This window comes from Streptomyces sp. NPDC031064, from assembly GCF_055570965.1.
The window spans coordinates 19,013-35,425 of record NZ_JBVIGF010000003.1 but is presented as its reverse complement, the minus strand read 5'-3'; the positions used below and the strand labels follow the sequence as shown (position 1 = coordinate 35,425).

At 71.1% G+C, this 16,413-nt stretch carries 14 protein-coding genes; 5 read left to right on the top strand and 9 right to left on the bottom strand.

The genetic code is table 11. From position 1 onward, the window contains the following. Window positions 1-163 precede the first annotated feature (163 nt). From obgE to rplU, 3 genes are all read right to left on the bottom strand, one after another. Window positions 164-1,600, bottom strand: coding sequence for a GTPase ObgE (obgE, locus tag ACZ46W_RS11105; RefSeq protein ID WP_468334844.1), 1,437 nt, complete (start codon window positions 1,598-1,600; stop codon window positions 164-166). 107 nt (window positions 1,601-1,707) lie between these two features. Further along, complete coding sequence (gene rpmA, locus ACZ46W_RS11100) at window positions 1,708-1,965, bottom strand: 50S ribosomal protein L27 (RefSeq protein ID WP_156694431.1); 258 nt, start codon at window positions 1,963-1,965, stop codon at window positions 1,708-1,710. A gap of 14 nt (window positions 1,966-1,979) precedes the next feature. After that, window positions 1,980-2,300, bottom strand: a complete 321-nt coding sequence (gene rplU, locus ACZ46W_RS11095) for a 50S ribosomal protein L21 (protein WP_017944922.1) — start codon at window positions 2,298-2,300, stop codon at window positions 1,980-1,982. A gap of 275 nt (window positions 2,301-2,575) precedes the next feature. On the opposite strand from rplU, the gene ACZ46W_RS11090 reads away from it, so the two are divergent. After that, window positions 2,576-3,178 carry an acyltransferase gene (locus tag ACZ46W_RS11090; protein WP_468334840.1) on the top strand — a complete coding sequence of 201 codons (603 nt, stop codon included), beginning with the start codon at window positions 2,576-2,578 and terminating at the stop codon, window positions 3,176-3,178. An 84-nt stretch (window positions 3,179-3,262) separates the two neighbouring features. Here the strand turns inward: ACZ46W_RS11090 and ACZ46W_RS11085 are convergent, their stop codons facing one another. After that, complete coding sequence (locus tag ACZ46W_RS11085; RefSeq protein WP_468334837.1) at window positions 3,263-4,405, bottom strand: PLL family lectin; 1,143 nt, start codon at window positions 4,403-4,405, stop codon at window positions 3,263-3,265. A 142-nt stretch (window positions 4,406-4,547) separates the two neighbouring features. Between ACZ46W_RS11085 and ACZ46W_RS11080 the strand changes: the two genes are divergently transcribed. The 4 genes from ACZ46W_RS11080 to ACZ46W_RS11065 all read left to right on the top strand — a co-directional run bounded on the left by ACZ46W_RS11080 (window position 4,548) and on the right by ACZ46W_RS11065 (window position 9,869). After that, complete coding sequence (locus tag ACZ46W_RS11080) at window positions 4,548-4,922, top strand: PIN domain-containing protein (RefSeq protein WP_468334835.1); 375 nt, start codon at window positions 4,548-4,550, stop codon at window positions 4,920-4,922. A 225-nt stretch (window positions 4,923-5,147) separates the two neighbouring features. After that, entirely contained in the window at window positions 5,148-6,251 is a 1,104-nt protein-coding gene (wecB, locus tag ACZ46W_RS11075; RefSeq protein ID WP_468334832.1) for a non-hydrolyzing UDP-N-acetylglucosamine 2-epimerase, read from the top strand. Window positions 6,252-6,363: 112 nt separating this feature from the next. Next, window positions 6,364-7,740: a glycosyltransferase gene (locus ACZ46W_RS11070; protein WP_468336922.1), complete on the top strand. Its 1,377-nt coding sequence runs from the start codon at window positions 6,364-6,366 to the stop codon at window positions 7,738-7,740. Beyond that, window positions 7,737-9,869 (top strand): glycosyltransferase family protein, encoded by a 2,133-nt coding sequence (locus ACZ46W_RS11065; protein WP_468334829.1) that lies wholly within the window; start codon window positions 7,737-7,739, stop codon window positions 9,867-9,869. Before ACZ46W_RS11070 ends, ACZ46W_RS11065 begins: the two co-directional genes overlap by 4 nt. A gap of 57 nt (window positions 9,870-9,926) precedes the next feature. Here the strand turns inward: ACZ46W_RS11065 and galE are convergent, their stop codons facing one another. From galE to ACZ46W_RS11040, 5 genes are all read right to left on the bottom strand, one after another. Continuing rightward, complete coding sequence (galE, locus tag ACZ46W_RS11060; RefSeq protein WP_468334826.1) at window positions 9,927-10,895, bottom strand: UDP-glucose 4-epimerase GalE; 969 nt, start codon at window positions 10,893-10,895, stop codon at window positions 9,927-9,929. A gap of 83 nt (window positions 10,896-10,978) precedes the next feature. Further along, window positions 10,979-12,262, bottom strand: a complete 1,284-nt coding sequence (locus tag ACZ46W_RS11055) for a nucleotide sugar dehydrogenase (RefSeq protein ID WP_468334823.1) — start codon at window positions 12,260-12,262, stop codon at window positions 10,979-10,981. Beyond that, the gene (locus ACZ46W_RS11050) at window positions 12,259-13,887 is read right to left on the bottom strand and encodes a glycosyltransferase family 2 protein (protein WP_468334820.1); all 1,629 of its coding nucleotides are present in this window, start codon (window positions 13,885-13,887) and stop codon (window positions 12,259-12,261) included. Before ACZ46W_RS11050 ends, ACZ46W_RS11055 begins: the two co-directional genes overlap by 4 nt. Then, on the bottom strand, window positions 13,884-14,897 hold the full coding sequence (locus ACZ46W_RS11045) for a Gfo/Idh/MocA family protein (RefSeq protein ID WP_468334817.1): 1,014 nt from the start codon (window positions 14,895-14,897) through the stop codon (window positions 13,884-13,886). Before ACZ46W_RS11045 ends, ACZ46W_RS11050 begins: the two co-directional genes overlap by 4 nt. Then, window positions 14,894-16,021 (bottom strand): DegT/DnrJ/EryC1/StrS family aminotransferase, encoded by a 1,128-nt coding sequence (locus tag ACZ46W_RS11040; RefSeq protein WP_366129565.1) that lies wholly within the window; start codon window positions 16,019-16,021, stop codon window positions 14,894-14,896. The genes ACZ46W_RS11045 and ACZ46W_RS11040 overlap by 4 nt, the downstream gene beginning before the upstream one ends. Window positions 16,022-16,413 lie beyond the last annotated feature (392 nt).

Sequence of the window (16,413 nt, the reverse complement as noted above, 5' to 3'; positions counted from 1 at the left end):
TCGCACCCCGCGGCAACAGGCCCCGCGCCCACCGCTCCCCCGGGGCGCCCCGGCCGGCGCCGTCCCCCACACGACGGCGCCCCCGCCCGGGCTCCAGGAGCACGGGGCGGGGGCGCGGGGGCGCGGGGGCGCGGGGGCGCCGGCCGGCGCAAGCCGGTCAGTGTCAGAAGGGCTCGAAGCCCTCGAACTCGCGCTGCGCCTCGTCCCGCTCCGCCTGGCGGTCCTTGCGGCGCTGCGCGGCCGGGCGCGGGGCCTCCATGCGGTGGTCCTCGCCACGACGGCCGAGCATCTCCGCGCCCGCCATCATCGTGGGCTCCCAGTCGAAGACGACCGCGTCCTCCTCGGGGCCGATGGCCACGCCGTCGCCCGCGCGGGCTCCGGCCTTCATCAGCTCCTCCTCGACGCCGAGGCGGTTGAGGCGGTCCGCCAGGTAGCCGACGGCCTCGTCGTTGTTGAAGTCCGTCTGGCGCACCCAGCGCTCCGGCTTCTCGCCGCGCACGCGGAAGAGGCCGTCCTCCTCCTGCGTGACCGTGAAGCCCGCGTCGTCGACCGCCTTCGGGCGGATGACGATCCGGGTCGCCTCCTCCTTGGGCTTGGCCGCGCGCGCCTTGGCGACGATCTCGGCCAGCGCGAAGGACAGCTCCTTCAGGCCCAGGTGGGCGACGGCGGAGACCTCGAAGACGCGGTAGCCGCGCGCCTCCAGGTCGGGGCGGATCATGTCCGCGAGGTCCTTGCCGTCCGGGATGTCGATCTTGTTGAGGACGACGATGCGGGGCCGGTCGTCGAGGCCGCCGTACTGCTTCAGCTCCTCCTCGATGACGTCCAGGTCGGTCACCGGGTCACGGTCGGACTCCAGCGTCGCCGTGTCCAGCACGTGCACCAGCACCGAGCAGCGCTCGACGTGGCGGAGGAACTCCAGGCCCAGGCCGCGGCCCTGGCTGGCGCCGGGGATCAGGCCGGGGACGTCGGCGATGGTGTAGACGGTCGACCCGGCGGTGACCACGCCCAGGTTCGGCACGAGCGTGGTGAACGGGTAGTCCGCGATCTTCGGCTTGGCGGCGGACAGTACCGAGATCAGCGAGGACTTGCCCGCGCTGGGGTAGCCCACCAGGGCCACGTCCGCGACCGTCTTCAGCTCCAGGACGATGTCGCCGGACCGCCCCGGCTCGCCCAGCAGCGCGAAGCCGGGCGCCTTGCGGCGGGCCGAGGCCAGCGCCGCGTTGCCGAGCCCGCCCCGGCCGCCCTCGGCGGCGACGTACGACGTGCCGTGCCCGACCAGGTCGGCCAGCACGTTGCCCTTCTTGTCCAGCACGACCGTGCCGTCCGGCACCGGCAGGATCAGGTCCTGGCCGTCCTTGCCGGAGCGGTTGCCGCCCTCGCCGGGCTTGCCGTTCGTGGCCTTGCGGTGCGGCGAGTGGTGGTAGTCCAGCAGCGTGGTGATCGACTGGTCCACGACCAGGATCACATCGCCGCCCCGGCCGCCGTTGCCCCCGTCGGGGCCGCCGAGCGGCTTGAACTTCTCACGGTGGACGGAGGCACAGCCGTGGCCTCCGTTACCCGCGGCGACATGCAGCTCGACGCGGTCCACGAAGGTGGTCATGTTCTGTGCCTCCAGTTACGTACGGAAATGTCTACGTGGTAACACGCGAAAGGCGGACCCGCTTCCCGATACGTACGGGAAGTGAGGTCCGCCTCCGCGAAAGTGGATCAGGCAGCGGTCGGAACGATGTTCACGACCTTGCGGCCACGGAACGTGCCGAACTGCACCGCACCGGCCTGAAGCGCGAACAGCGTGTCGTCGCCGCCACGGCCGACGCCCGAGCCGGGGTGGAAGTGCGTGCCACGCTGGCGGACCAGGATCTCACCGGCGTTGACGACCTGACCGCCGAAGCGCTTCACGCCGAGCCGCTGAGCGTTGGAGTCGCGACCGTTCCGGGTGGACGATGCGCCCTTCTTGTGTGCCATGTCTCCTCAGTCCCTTACTTCGCAGCCGTGGGGATCGCAGTGACCTTGATCGCCGTGTACTGCTGGCGGTGGCCCTGACGACGGCGGTAGCCGGTCTTGTTCTTGTAGCGCAGGATGTCGATCTTGGCGCCCTTGTGGTGGTCCACGACCTCGGCCTGGACCTTGATGCCGGCCAGCACCCACGGGTCGCTGGTCACAGCGTCGCCGTCGACAACGAGCAGGGTCGAGAGCTCGACCGTGTCGCCAACCTTGGCAGTGGAAATCTTGTCAACCTCAACGATGTCGCCGACAGCAACCTTGTGCTGGCGACCACCGCTGCGCACGATGGCGTACACGCGGATCTCTCTCTCGCTCGGAACGGAAACCCCTGATGCCAGCCGCTCGCACGGACCGGCGGGTCCGTGACTGTCCGGGTGGGATGAGCGGCCTCTCCGGATCATCGACCGGAGGGAGGTGCTCAGGAGTTGGCGCGCATGGAAACACGCCGACGGTCAAGGTTACGGTCCGCGCTCCCACGGGTCAAACCGGCCCGTCCGGACCCCGTCGGGCCCGCCGCCCGTATGCTCACCGGGCAAGCCGCGGGAAGCCGCACACCGGAAGGCAGAGCACAGTGAACTACAGGGTCCAGCCCACCGCCCAGGTCGCCGACAGCGCCGAGATCGGCGCGGGCAGCAGCGTCTGGGAGCTCGCGCAGATCCGCGAGGACGCGAAGCTCGGCGAGGGCTGCGTGATCGGCCGCGGTGCGTACGTCGGCACGGGCGTGCGCATGGGCGACAACTGCAAGCTCCAGAACTACGCCCTGGTCTACGAGCCGGCCGAGCTCGGCGACGGCGTCTTCATCGGCCCCGCCGTCGTCCTCACCAACGACCACAACCCGCGCTCCGTCGACCCGGACTTCAAGCAGAAGCGCGGCGGCGACTGGGAGGCCGTGGGCGTGAAGATCGCCGACGGCGCCTCGATCGGCGCGCGCTCGGTGTGCGTGGCCCCGCTGGAGATCGGCCGCTGGGCGATGGTGGCCGCCGGCGCGGTCGTCACCAAGGACGTCCCGGACTTCGCGCTGGTCGTGGGCGTCCCGGCACGGCAGATCGGCTGGGTCGGCCGGGAGGGCGTGCGGCTGGTGGAGCGGGACGGCGAGCCCGGCGTGTGGGAGTGCCCGAAGAGCGGCGCGCTGTACGAGGAGAAGGACGGCACGCTCACCGAGCGCGCCGCCTGACGTCCGCGCAGCGGACGACGAAGGGCCCCGGGGATCCCCCGGGGCCCTTCGCGCTGCCGCGCCCGCACCCGGGCGCGCCACGCCTCACACCCGCGTCCACGCCCCCAGCGCGAGCCCCGGCTCCGGCTTCTGGCGGGCGACGCGCAGCGTGCCGTCCGTACCGAAGGCGGCCATGACGACACGTCCCCGGCCGTCGACGCCGAGTGCCGGGGCGCCCACGCAGGGGTCGCCGGTGAGCGTCCAGGTGGCGCCGAGGGCCTCGTCCTCGGTGGGGTAGGCGGCGAGGGCCGGGCGGCCGGTGGCGGCGTCCCGGCGGGCCATGACCGTGCAGTCGTGGCCGTCCACGGCGGTGCGCAGCAGGGCGACCGGACCGGTGCCCGCGCCGGTGCCGAGCGCGGACGGGGCCTTGTCGGAGGGGCGCCAGGCCCGGACCGTACCGTCGTCGGCGTCGTGCCAGAAGTGGGTGAGGCGGCCGGGGCCGGTGCGCTCCGTGGACAGGGAGCCCGCCTGGGCCCTGGCCGCGATGTCCTCCGCCCGCTGGAACTTCACGCCCTTGGTCTCCTGCGTCCAGCGCAGGATGTGGTCCTCCGTCGGCGCGACGAGCTCCATCAGCCCGTCGGAGGTGATCGACGCCGAGATCGCGCCGGTGATCCCGCTGCCCTTCAGGTCGGCCCACTTGTTCCACTTGCCCGACGGCACCGAGGCGCGCCCGCAGATCCCGCCGCCCACGTTGCGCACGAAGACGTGCAGCGATCCCTCGGAGTCGATGAGGCCCGTGGGCAGCCCGATCCGCGCGGCGAGCGCCGGGTCGTTCGGGTACGGGTTGCCGACCACGGCCCAGTCGCGCACGGCCAGGCCGGACTGGTACTGGAGCGCGAAGACCACGTCGGTGGCGGGCGTGCCGTCCGCGAGGCGCGTGCGGCGCAGCGACACCAGGTGGACGTAGCCGTCGGAGCCCTGGGCTATGGAGAGGTACGGCACGATGTCCGGCGCCGGGAACGACTCGGGGCCGGTCCACTCGGGGCCGCCCGGGTGCTTCTCGGTCCAGCGCAGCACGGCTCCCTCGACCGGGGCGTACGCCGTGAGGCGGCCGTCCTTGCCGCGCACCAGCCAGTCGGTGGTCGCCGGGAGGGAGGCGTCGGGGAGCGGGACGCCGGGGGCGGCGGCGCTACGGCGCGACGGGACGTCCGCCGGCCGCTTGGACTTCCGCGCGGACCACACCGCCATGGCTCACCGCCGACCTTCCCCTGAACAGTTCAAACAGTTCACGCACAGTTCCCCCAAGCTTGCGCGACCATAGCATTTTGGCGCGTGTTCCCCAGTCCCCCGGAAGGCCCAACCGGGTGCGTCCGCGTGGGACCCTCGTGGCGTGCTGACTCTCCTCGTCGTCGACGCCGCGAACGTCGTCGGTTCCGTGCCCGACGGTTGGTGGCGGGACCGCCGCGGAGCCGCCGAGCGGCTGCGTGACCGGCTCGTCCCCTACGCCTCGGGCGGGGTCGCCGGGCATCCGGGCCCGCTGGACGTGGTCCTCGTCGTCGAGGGGCGGGCCCGGGGCGTGGGGCCGGTGCCGGGCGTGCGGGTCGACGAGGCGCCGGGCAGCGGCGACGACCGGATCGTGGAGCTGGCGGCCGAGGCGGCCGCGGCGGGGCGCGGGTGCGTGGTGGTGACGGCCGACCGGGAGCTGCGGCGGCGCGTGGCGGCGCACGGCGCGGAATGCCTGGGCCCCCGCTCGGTACGGCCCTGACCTCACCGGAAAAGCGGCGCGAAACCTCGTCGTCAACTGTTCATGGAATCGTTATCCCAGCCGTTCACCGGTGCGCACGCGGCTTCTGACCATGTCTGACCACCGCCGTCGGACCCGGGCGTTCCGGCCAGTGCTCCGGCCGCGGGCCTGGTCATCCCGGCCATTGCCTACGATGGCACGGCACGCCTCCCTCATTGACCTGTCCCAGTAGAAGAAGAGTGCTCAGTGAAAGTCATCAGCATCGTCGGCGCACGTCCCCAATTGGTGAAGCTCGCTCCCATCGCGGCGGCGTTCGCCGAGACGGAGCACGAGCACTTCATCGTGCACACCGGGCAGCACTACGACGCCGACCTCTCCGACGTCTTCTTCGACGGCCTCGGCATCCCTGACCCGGACGTCCACCTGGGCGTCGGTTCCGGCAGCCACGGCGTCCAGACCGGTGCGGTGCTCTCCGCGCTCGACCCGGTCCTGGAGCGCGAGAAGCCGGACTGGGTCCTGGTCTACGGCGACACCAACTCCACCATCGCCGGTGCCCTTTCGGCCGTGAAGATGCACCTGCCGGTCGCCCACCTGGAGGCGGGCCTGCGCTCCTTCAACCGGCGCATGCCGGAGGAGCACAACCGCGTCCTGACCGACCACTGCGCCGACGTCCTGCTCGCCCCGACCGAGGAGGCCATGCGCCACCTCGCCGACGAGGGCCTCAAGGACCGTGCCGTGCTGGCCGGCGACGTGATGGTCGACATCTGCCTGAAGATCCGGGACGACGTGCTGGCCGGGAAGCACCCCGCGCCCGTGCTGCCCGAGGGCATCGACCCTTCGAAGCCGTTCCTGCTGGCCACACTGCACCGGCCGGACAACACCGACGACCCGGAGCGGCTGCGCGCCATCATCGACTCGCTGGCCGGCCTCCCGGTCCCGGTCGCGCTGCTCGCCCACCCGCGCCTGGTCGCGCGTGCCGAGGAGCACGGCATCGAGCTGAACACCGGTTCCGTGCACGTCGGCCGTCCGCTGCCGTACGCCGGTCTGGTCGCCGCCGTGCTCGCCTCCGCCGGTGTGGTCACCGACTCGGGCGGTCTGCAGAAGGAGGCGTTCCTGCTGGAGCGCATCACCACCACCATCCGTCCCGAGACGGAGTGGGTGGAAACCGTGGACACGGGCTGGAACGTCCTTGTTCCCGACCCGCACACGCTGTCCGCCGACGAGTGGGCCGCGACCGTGACCCGCGCGGTGCCCACGGCGGACCCGGGCACCCCGTACGGCGACGGGCGGGCCGCCCAGAACGTTGTCCGGATCATGGAAGAGTGGAAGGGAGGCAGCCGGCACGCGTGACCGGACAGGTCCTCTCAAGAGGCACTTTTCCGTACATGTCACCGTGCTAGCGTCACCGGTTATGTCAGCGTCTCCCAGGTCCGGGCTGCCCGCGGCAGGCAAGCGGCCCCATGTGATCTACCTCGCCATCGGCTTCCCGCCCGCGGCCAAGAGCTGCGCGTACCGCATGCGCGAGACCGCGAACCAGTTCATCAACCAGGGCTGGGACGTCACCGTCGTCACCATCGCGCAGGAGTCGTGGGAAAGGGACTCCGGCGTCGACCTCACCCTCCTGGAGCAGGTCGATCCGAAGATCAAGGTCGTCGAACTCCCGCTGGTGCGTGAGGACCTGGAGACGGACATCCGTCTGTACAGCGAGGAGCGCGCACTCAACCCGAACGGGTGGGTGACGCGGCTGCGCCGTCGCCAGATGGAGCCTTTCCCCGAGCCCAACTTCGGTGAGTGGCGCGAGGATCTGGAGCAGGCCGTGCTCCGCATCCACGGCGAGCACCCGGCCGACCTGCTGCTCGCGAGCTGCGTCCCCTACGTCAACCTCGCCGCGGCGTGGAAGCTGTGGGAGGAGGCGAAGGTCCCGTACGCGGTGGACTTCCGCGACGGCTGGTCCATCGACGTCATCGACGGCGTCGAGGCATTCTCCCGCGACTCCGCCGAGGGTCGCTGGGAGCAGAAGATCCTCGACAACGCGCTGTCCCTGTGGGTCGTCAACGACCCGATCGCGGAGCACTACCGCACCCGCTACCCCGACTTCGCCGACCGCGTCCACGTCGTGCGCAACGGCTACGACGCCGACAGCTCGCCCGGCAAGGCGCACCGCGCCAACCCCGAGGCGGGCCTGGCGTTCGGCTACCTCGGCACCGTCAACTTCACGGTCCCGCACCTGGAGACCGTGCTCAACGCCTGGCGCGCGGCCCGCGAGAAGGAGCCGCTGCTGGCCAACGCCACCTTCGAGGTGCGCGGCCACATCGGCAACGGCTCCGGCCGCGAGGCCAACCGGCACGCCGAGGTCCTCAAGCAGGCCGAGGTCGACGGCGTACGCTTCGGCGGCCCCGCCGCCAAGGCCGAGGTGGCGTCCATCTACGCCCGCTGGGACGCGATGGTCCTCATCCTCATCGGCGGCCGTTACGTCACCTCCGGCAAGGTGTACGAGTACATGGCGACCGGTCTGCCGATCGTCTCGGCGCACGTCGTCGAGCACGACGCCTCCAACGTGCTGCGCGGCCACCCGCTGTGGACGGGCGCCGTCGGCATCGACGAGGAGGGGCTGACCGAATCGTTCATCAAGGCCGCGCACATGGCGGTCGAGACGAGCGACGAGGTGCACGCCGAAGCCATGGCGCACGCCGACCAGTTCACCCGCGAGGCGCTGATGACCGCCGCCGTGAAGCAACTGATCGACGACTACACCGCCCTCACGGCGGAGCGGGCGGACACCGCGGACGCGGCCTCCCCCGCCGAGAACCAGATCGTCGCCGGAGGACCGTCCCTGTGACCAACGTCCTGTTCATCGCCAGCGTCCGCCCCCAGGTGGGCGTGTTCGCCGACTCGGTGCGCAAGTTCCGCGCCGCGGGCGCGAAGACGTACCTCGCCGGTACCTTCCACCTGGAGCCGGTCGCCGAGGAACTCGCCGCCATGGAGCTGGACGGCACCCTCCAGCTCCCGCGCAACCTCAACTTCCGCAGCACGGCGCTGCGCCGCAAGGCCCGTACGGCGCCCGGCGGCATGAAGGTGTGGATGCAGTGCCAGCGCGACGGCAAACTGCGCCAGCTCGCCCGCAAGGCCGACGTCCTGGTGGCGCTCGACGCGGGCGCCGTCTACACGGTGTGGCGCCTGGCGCAGTACTACCGCGTCGAGGAGGCCCACTTCGGCCTGGCGCCGGCCCTGAAGGCCGTCGAGCGGGTCAAGGCCAAGGGCTCCGCCGCCGGCCGTGGCGTCCTGCCGCCGCTGGACGTCGTCAAGCAGAACGTGCGCCGCTCCATGGACGGGCTGCCCGCCACCGTCATGCGGCACGCCACCGCCCGCCCGGTGATGCGCTCCACCGTGGGCGCCCGGATGTGGCGCACGGCCGTCACCGCGCCCGGCGTGCCGGCCAAGGTGCGCATCGCGACCTCCCGTTACGTGGCCGAGGGCATGCAGTGGGCGGGCCGCACCAGCGGCGCCGCCCTGGCGCTCGCCGCCGCCGCGTCGAAGATCCCCGACCTGGGGCTCAAGGCGCAGTTGCTGGACGAGGCCGTGATGAAGGAGCTGGGCAAGGGGCTCAACCCGCGTGACCTGGGCAAGGCGGTCGCCGCTCAGCTCGCGCACGCCGACGCCCAGTTCGCCCAGGGCGACTACGAGAAGGCGTCCTTCGCACTCGACCGGGCGCTGTTCCTGGCCTTCCACCGGGTGCTGCACATCGACCAGCTCTCCTCCCCGCTGGCCAAGGACGCCGAGGGCTTCGTCGCCCCGCTGTACCGCTCCAAGGCCATGCAGACCCTCGCCCGCCCGCAGGGCAGGCGGACGCCCGCCGCGCCGGCCCCCAAGGACCGCCCGCTGCGGCTGCTGGTCACCACCAGCGCCAACGACAACTTCCTGCACCACATCCTGGACCGGTACGGCAACCACCAGGGCGTGGAGCTGCGGTACCTGGACCTCGCGGCGCAGAAGGCCCTCAAGCGGATCGCGTGGGCGGGCCGCCGGGTGCTGGAGGACCGCATGGCCGGCGGTACCAGCACCTACCAGGAGGAAGTCGAGCGGCTGATGCGGCCGTACCTGGACTGGGCGGACACCGTCTTCCTGGACTGGTCGGTCGGCCCGGCGGCGATGCTGACGACGATCGACCCGGGCGACACCCGGATCGTCGTCCGGCTGCACAGCTACGAGGCGTTCACCCGCTGGCCGCACATGACGGACTTCTCGCGGATCGACGACTTGGTCTACGTCGCCCCGCACGTGAAGGACCTCGTCGAGTCGCTGGTGCCGATGCTGCGCGGCGACGACGCGCCCCGGGCGCACCTCATCGACAACGCCATGGACCTGTCGGGCTTCGCCCGCCCCAAGTCCGCCGACGCCCGCTTCAACCTGGGCCTGGTGGGCATCAGCCAGGTCGCCAAGGACCCGATGTGGGCCGTGGACGTGCTGCGGCGGGTGCGGGAGCACGACGAGCGCTACCGGCTGCTGCTGGTGGGCGGCGACATGAACCCGAAGACCAGCCGGGCCACCCGCGACTACCGGCGCCAGTTCGACAAGGAGATCGCCCCGCTCATCGAGGAAGGCGTCGTGCTGAAGCTCGGCCCGACCGACGACGTGCCGTCGGCGCTCACCGACATCGGCGTGATCCTGTCCTCCTCGGTGCGTGAGGGCTGCCACGTGGGCCTGATGGAGGGCGCGGCGAGCGCCGCCGTCCCCGTCTCCCGCGACTGGCCGTTCTACGCGGGCAAGCCCAACAGCGCCCGCACGCTGTACCCGGAGGGCTGGGTCGTCGGCTCCACGGAGGAGGCCGCCCAGCGGATCCTGGAGACGACGGCGACCGAGGAGGCGTGGCAGAACGCCGGGAAGCTGGCCTCGGAGTACGCGCTGTCGACGTGGGACTGGCCGGTCGTGAGCAAGGTCTTCGACAAGCTCTTCCTCGGCGAGGAGTAGGCCGTACGCGAAAGGGCCCCGGGAGCGATCCCGGGGCCCTTCGCCGTGTGCGGTTGCTTACGGGTGGCGGAGCTGCCAGCCCGCCCACGCGGACTCGACCATCTCGCGCACCCCGTACCGCGCGCTCCAGCCCAGCTCCTCGGCGATGCGGGCGGCGGAGGCCACCACGCGGGCCGGGTCGCCGGGGCGGCGCTCGGTGACGAGCGGCTTGATGTCGGTGCGGCCGGTGACGTCCTGGATGATCCCGACCATCTCCGTGACGGAGACGCCCTCGCCACGGCCGATGTTCATGATCAGTGAGGCTTCCGGGTCGGCCGCGAGCCGGCGGGCTGCGGCGACGTGCGCGGAGGCGATGTCCTCGACGTGGATGTAGTCGCGGATGCAGGTGCCGTCGGGCGTCGGGTAGTCGTCGCCGAAGACCCGGGGCTGCTCACCGGCGGTGAGCCGTTCGAAGACCATCGGTACGAGGTTGAAGACGCCGTCGTCGCCCAGCTCGGGCGTGGCGGCGCCCGCCACGTTGAAGTACCGCAGTGACGCGGTCGCCATGCCGTACGTTCTGCCGGTCGCCGTGACCAGCCACTCGCCGGCCAGCTTGGTCTCGCCGTACGGGTTGATGGGCGCACACGGCGTGTCCTCGGTGACCAGGTCCACGTCGGGCATGCCGTACACGGCGGCCGAGGACGAGAACAGGAACCGGGACACACCGGCCTCGACGGCGCCCTCCAGGAGCGTACGGAGGCCCTCGACGTTCTCGTGGTAGTAGTACAGCGGCTTGGCGACCGACTCGGCGACCTGCTTCTTGCCCGCGATGTGCACGATGCCGGTGACGGCGTGCTCGCGCAGTACGCGGTCGACGACGGCACGGTCCAGGACGGTGCCGACCTCCAGGGGGACGCCCTCGGGGAGCCGCTCGGCGCGGCCCGTGCTCATATCGTCCAGGACGACGATCCGCTCGCCGCCCTCGGCCATCGCCTTCACCACGTGGGAGCCGATGAATCCGGCGCCGCCGGTGATCAACCAGGTCATGGGTAAACCTTCTGCGCGTCGGCCCCGCCCCGCGTGTGTGCGGGGCAGGGCCACGGTGGGTCGTGCGGTGTTGCGGGGGGGGGTCAGCCGCCGATGACGACGCGGCGGACGCCCTCCCAGCGGGCCGGGTCCGTGGTGCGGCGGCCGTCGACCAGGACGGTGACGTCCGGCAGGTCGGAGGCGGCCAGCTCCTTGTACTCGGCGTGGTCGGCCTGGAGGATCGCGGCGGTGACCTTCTCGCCCTGGTGCGGGGTCAGGCCGTGCGCGGCGAGCTCCTCGGCCGTGTACATCGGGTCCGAGACGTACGGGACGGCGCCCCGGGCCTTGAGGGCCTCGACGGTGCCGAAGACGCCGGAGAACGCGGTCTCCTTGACGCCACCGCGGTAGGCGGCGCCCAGCACGAGCACGTTGACGTCCTTCAGGTCGCCGTACGCGGCGGCCAGCAGGTCGACGGCGTACTCGGGCATCGCGGCGTTGGCCTCACGGGCCGAGCGCACGACGGTGGCCTCCGGGTCGTTCCACAGGTACATCCGCGGGTAGATCGGGATGCAGTGGCCGCCGACGGCGATGCCCGGCTGGTGGATGTGGCTGTAGGGCTGGCTGTTGCAGGCCTCGATGACCTTCAGGACGTCGATGCCCTGCTTGTCGGCGAACCGGGCGAACTGGTTGGCCAGGCCGATGTTGACGTCGCGGTAGGTGGTCTCGGCGAGCTTGGCGAGCTCGGAGGCCTCCGCGCTGCCCAGGTCCCACACGCCGTTGGCGCGCGGCAGGTCGTCGCGCTCGTCGAAGTCGAGGACCTGCTCGTAGAACTCGACGCCGTGCTTGGCCGACGCGTCGTCGATGCCGCCGACGAGCTTGGGGTAGCGGCGCAGGTCGGCGAAGACGCGGCCGGTGAGGACGCGCTCCGGGGAGAAGACCAGGTGGAAGTCCTCGCCCGCCTTCAGGCCGGAGCCCTCCTCCAGCATCGGCGCCCAGCGGGTGCGGGTGGTGCCGACCGGCAGGGTCGTCTCGTAGGAGACGAGGGTGCCGGGCTTCAGGCCCTTGGCGATGGCCTTGGTGGCGGCGTCCATCCAGCCGAAGTCGGGGGTGCCCTCGGCGTCCACGAACAGCGGGACGACGACCACGACGGCCTCGGACTGGGCGACGGCGGCCGCCGTGTCGGTGGTCGCGGACAGCAGACCGGCGTCGACGGTCTGCTTCAGCAGCCGGTCGAGGTCGTGCTCGCCGGGGAAGGGCTCGGTGCCGGCGTTGACCAGCTCGACGACCTTCTCGTTGACGTCGGCGCCGATGACCTTGTGGCCCTTGGCGGCGAACTGCACGGCGAGCGGCAGGCCGATCTTGCCGAGCGCGACTACACAGATATTCATCGGGTCAGTTTCCTCTTCACACGGGACATCAGTTGACGCAGTCGCTTGCCCACGCCGAGCGAGGGCTCCCAGAGCGGGGCCGTGGTGATCACCAGCCGCCCCTTGGCGTTGGCGTTGGCGGAGATCCGGTAGGGGATCCGCTCCCGCCAGCGCCGGGCCAGGGGCAGTGGCCGGCCACGGACCGGCACGGGAATCTCGTACGTCGAGCCTGCCACGTCGGCGTACACACGCACACCGAGCTTGGCGCTCTTGGCTTTGACCGGGATGCGGGCGGACAGCAGGGTGCCCTCGCCGTCCTCGGTCGGCTTTCGGGTGAACTCCCCCACCGGCGCGGGCAGTTCGTGTCCTACGGGGAGCCTGCGGGCGCCGGGCTTGTCGGCGCTCTTGGGCATGGCCTTGGTGGCGAGCCTCACGACGGCGGAGCCGGTCTCGCCGGTCAGCCCGAGCCGTACCGTCAGGTCGACGGCCATGTCGTCGCCGTGCTGGTCCCACTCGGCCGCGACCAGCGACGTGACGTCGGCCAGCCGCCCGGGGACGGCCTCGCCGATCACCTCGTACGCCCGGTCGGGCAGCCCGACGGCCGGGTCGCGGAAGCCCGGGTAGCGGACGAAGGCCCGCCCGTCCTCCAGCAGCAGCGGCGGCGAGCCGTGCTCGGCCTCGTCCTCGATGGCCCGTACGAGCTCCTCGACGGCGCCCCGCCGGGCCAGGCAGATCCGCAGCCGCCGCTTGACGTCCATCGAGTCGCGCAGCGCGTCGGTGAAGTACTCGTCCGCCAGTCGCGCGATGCCCGCGCAGATCTCGGTCCGCGTCACCGCGTCCAGCGCCGGGAAGTCGTCCTGGACCAGCTTGGCGAGCTCCCAGGTGAAGTGGCGCTTGAGGACCGCGTCGCGCTGCGGGCCCGCCTCGATCAGCGAGGCCGCGAAGTGCATGATCCGCTCGGTGCAGCGCAGCCGGGACAGGTGGTTCGCCCGGTAGGTGATGTTGCTGGCGTCACCGCGCTTGACCGCGTAGTAGTACGTGTAGTCCGCCAGGACCGAGATCTTGGCGGCCCGTACGCACGCCTCCAGGGTGAACGGCTGGTCGGAGCCGACCGGCAGGTCCTCGGGGAAGCGCAGCTCGTACTTCTCCACCAGCTCGCGGCGGAAGAGCTTGGTGTTGGCCAGCGTGAACGGCAGGGCCGAGTCGTACAGCGAGATGTCCGGGTCGCTCTTCTTGAACAGCGCCTGGTGGACGTAACGGCCGTTGGTGCCCACCATCTTGCCGACGACGACGTCGGAGCCGTGCTTGTCGGCACAGGCCACCATGCGCTCCAGGGCTTCCTTGCCCAGGTAGTCGTCGGAGCCGATGAAGTAGACGTAACGACCGGTGGCCAGCTCCAGGGCCCGGTTGCTGGGAGCAGCCGGGCCACCGGAGTTGGCCTGATGGATCACCTTGACAGTGTTCGGGTACTTCTCCGCGAAGCGGTCCAGTTCCCGGCCACTGTCGTCGGTCGAGCCGTCGTCGACGGCCACGACCTCGAGCCGGTCCAGCCCGATGCTCTGCCCCACCAGCGAGTTCAGGCACTCGGTGAGGTACGGCATCGTGTTGTACACGGCTACCACGACGGTGACATCGGGTGTGGTCAACTGGCCACGTCCTCCGGGGTGAGCCGCACGGTGACGCCGCGGTCGGCGGAGTCGATGACGGCCGCGGCCACCTCCACGGTACGCAGACCCTGGCGCAGCGTGCAGATGTCGTCGCCCTTGCCGAGGACCGCGTCGCGGAACAGCTCGTGCTCGACGAGGAGCGGCTCGCGCTTCGGGATGGCGTAGCGGATCATGTCGCCCTCGGAGACACCGCGGAACGCGCGCAGCGCCTCCCACTCGGTGGCGACGGCGGCGTTGGAGTAGAACGTGAGGTCGGCGGTGAGGGTGTCCGCGATGAAGCAGCCCTTCTCGCCGGTGACCGACGTGAAGCGTTCCTTCAGCGGGCTCAGCCAGTTGACCAGGTGGTTGACCATCGTGCCGTCCGAGAGCTGGCCGACGGCGGAGACCATGTCCTCGTGCGGGCGGCCCGACTTGGACACCGTGTGCGCGGCGATCGACGTGTACTGCTGGCCGGTGACCCAGCCCGTCAGGTCGATGTCGTGGGTGGCGAGGTCCTTGACCACGCCGACGTCCGCGATGCGGTGCGGGAAGGGGCCCTGGCGGCGGGTGACGACCTGGTACACGTCGCCCAGCTCGCCGGCCTCCAGACGGGCGCGCAGCGACCGCAGCGCCGGGTTGCAGCGCTCGATGTGGCCGACGCCGGCCACCAGGCTCCGCGACTCGAACGCCTCGACGAGGCGGCGGGCGCCCTCGACGGTGTCGGCGACCGGCTTCTCGATCAGCGCGTGCACCCCGGCGTCGGCCAGCTTCAGGCCGACCTCCTCGTGCAGCGCCGTCGGGCAGGCGACGACGGCGTAGTCGATGCCCAGCGAGATCAGTTCCTCGACGGTGGACAGGACGGGTGCGCCCTGGGCCCAGCCGTTCTTGTCGCCCATCGGGTCGACGACGCCGACGAGGGTGACGCCGTCCAGTCCGGCCAGTACGCGGGCGTGGTGGCGTCCCATGGAGCCGAGGCCGATCAGGCCGGCCCGCAGTCCAGCAGCAGTCACAGGTTCTCTCCCAGCGCGTTCACGGCGGTGACGATGCGCTCAAGGTCGTTCTGGGTCAGCGAGGGGTGGACGGGCAGCGAGACGACCTCGGCGGCGGCCTTCTCCGTCTCGGGCAGGTCCCAGTTCCGGCCGGCCTTCTGGTCCGGCTCCCAGTACGGCTTCAGCCGGTGGATCGGGGTCGGGTAGTACACGGCGTTGCCGACGCCCGCCTCGGTGAGCTTGGCCATCGCGGCGTCGCGGGCGCCTTCGCCGCCCCGCACGCGGATCGTGTACTGGTGGTAGATGTGCCGCGCGCCCTCGGCGACCACGGGGGTCACGATGTTCGGCGCGGTGATGTTCTCGGAGAGGTACGCGGCGTTGGCGATGCGCGTCTCGGTCCAGCCGTGCAGCTTGGAGAGCTGGACGCGGCCGACGGCGGCGGCGACGTCGGTCATGCGCATGTTGGCGCCGACGATCTCGTTGGCGTACCGCTGCTCCATGCCCTGGTTGCGCAGCAGGCGCAGGGTGCGGGCGATCCCGGCGTCGGCCGTGGAGATCATGCCGCCCTCAAGGCTGTGCATGTTCTTGGTCGGGTAGAAGCTGAACGTGCCGCCGGAGCCGAACGCGCCGACCGGGGTGCCGTTCAGGGCCGCGGCGTGGGCCTGGCAGGCGTCCTCGACGACCGCGAGCTTGTGCTTCTCGGCGATGGCCATGATCTTGTCCATGGCGGCCGGGTTGCCGTAGATGTGGACCGGCATGATCGCGGCGGTGCGCGGGGTGATGGCGGCCTCGACGGCGGCCGGGTCGATGTTGAAGCTGTCGGCCTCGATGTCGACGAAGACGACGTCGGCGCCGACGAGGCGGACCGCGTTGGCCGAGGCGGCGAACGAGAAGGACGGGACGATCACCTCGTCACCCGGACCGATGTTCAGCGCCATCAGAAGGAGGTGCAGCGCCGACGTACCGGAGTTGACGGCGACGCAGTGGCGGCCGTCGACCAGCTCCGAGAATCCCTCCTCGAAGGCGGCCACTTCGGGGCCCTGTACGACGCGGCCCGTGCGCAGTACGCGTACGGCGGCCTCGATCTCTTCTTCACCGATGACCGGGCGGGCAGCGGGGATGGGCTGCTCGTTGATGCTCGGCATGGACGTCCTCCTTGAACACCGCAAGAGCTCTTTGTGGCAGAGGTCTGAAGGGTGTTGCGGAGGCTAACAAGGCCGCGCTACCCCTCCGGCGCGATGCCGACGCCCTACCGAGGAATGCTGGGACCGGTCTGTCCCGGAACCGGGTCGGTCACCGGCCGTAGTCTTCGGGCGGGGCCCGCCGACGGCAGCGACCGGCGTCACATTATCAGGAATTTCCTAGTCAATTTCGGGGCCGTTAACCGTTGGAGGCATCGATTCCGAAACGAAATCGCGCTTCGGCCCCGGCTAATCCCGGGCGGAACGCGGAACGTTCAATCGACGCTCACCAACTGTTCGGCAGTCGGTTCCGTGACCACGGTCACGGAACCGACTGCCGGGCGAGCCCCCTGAGC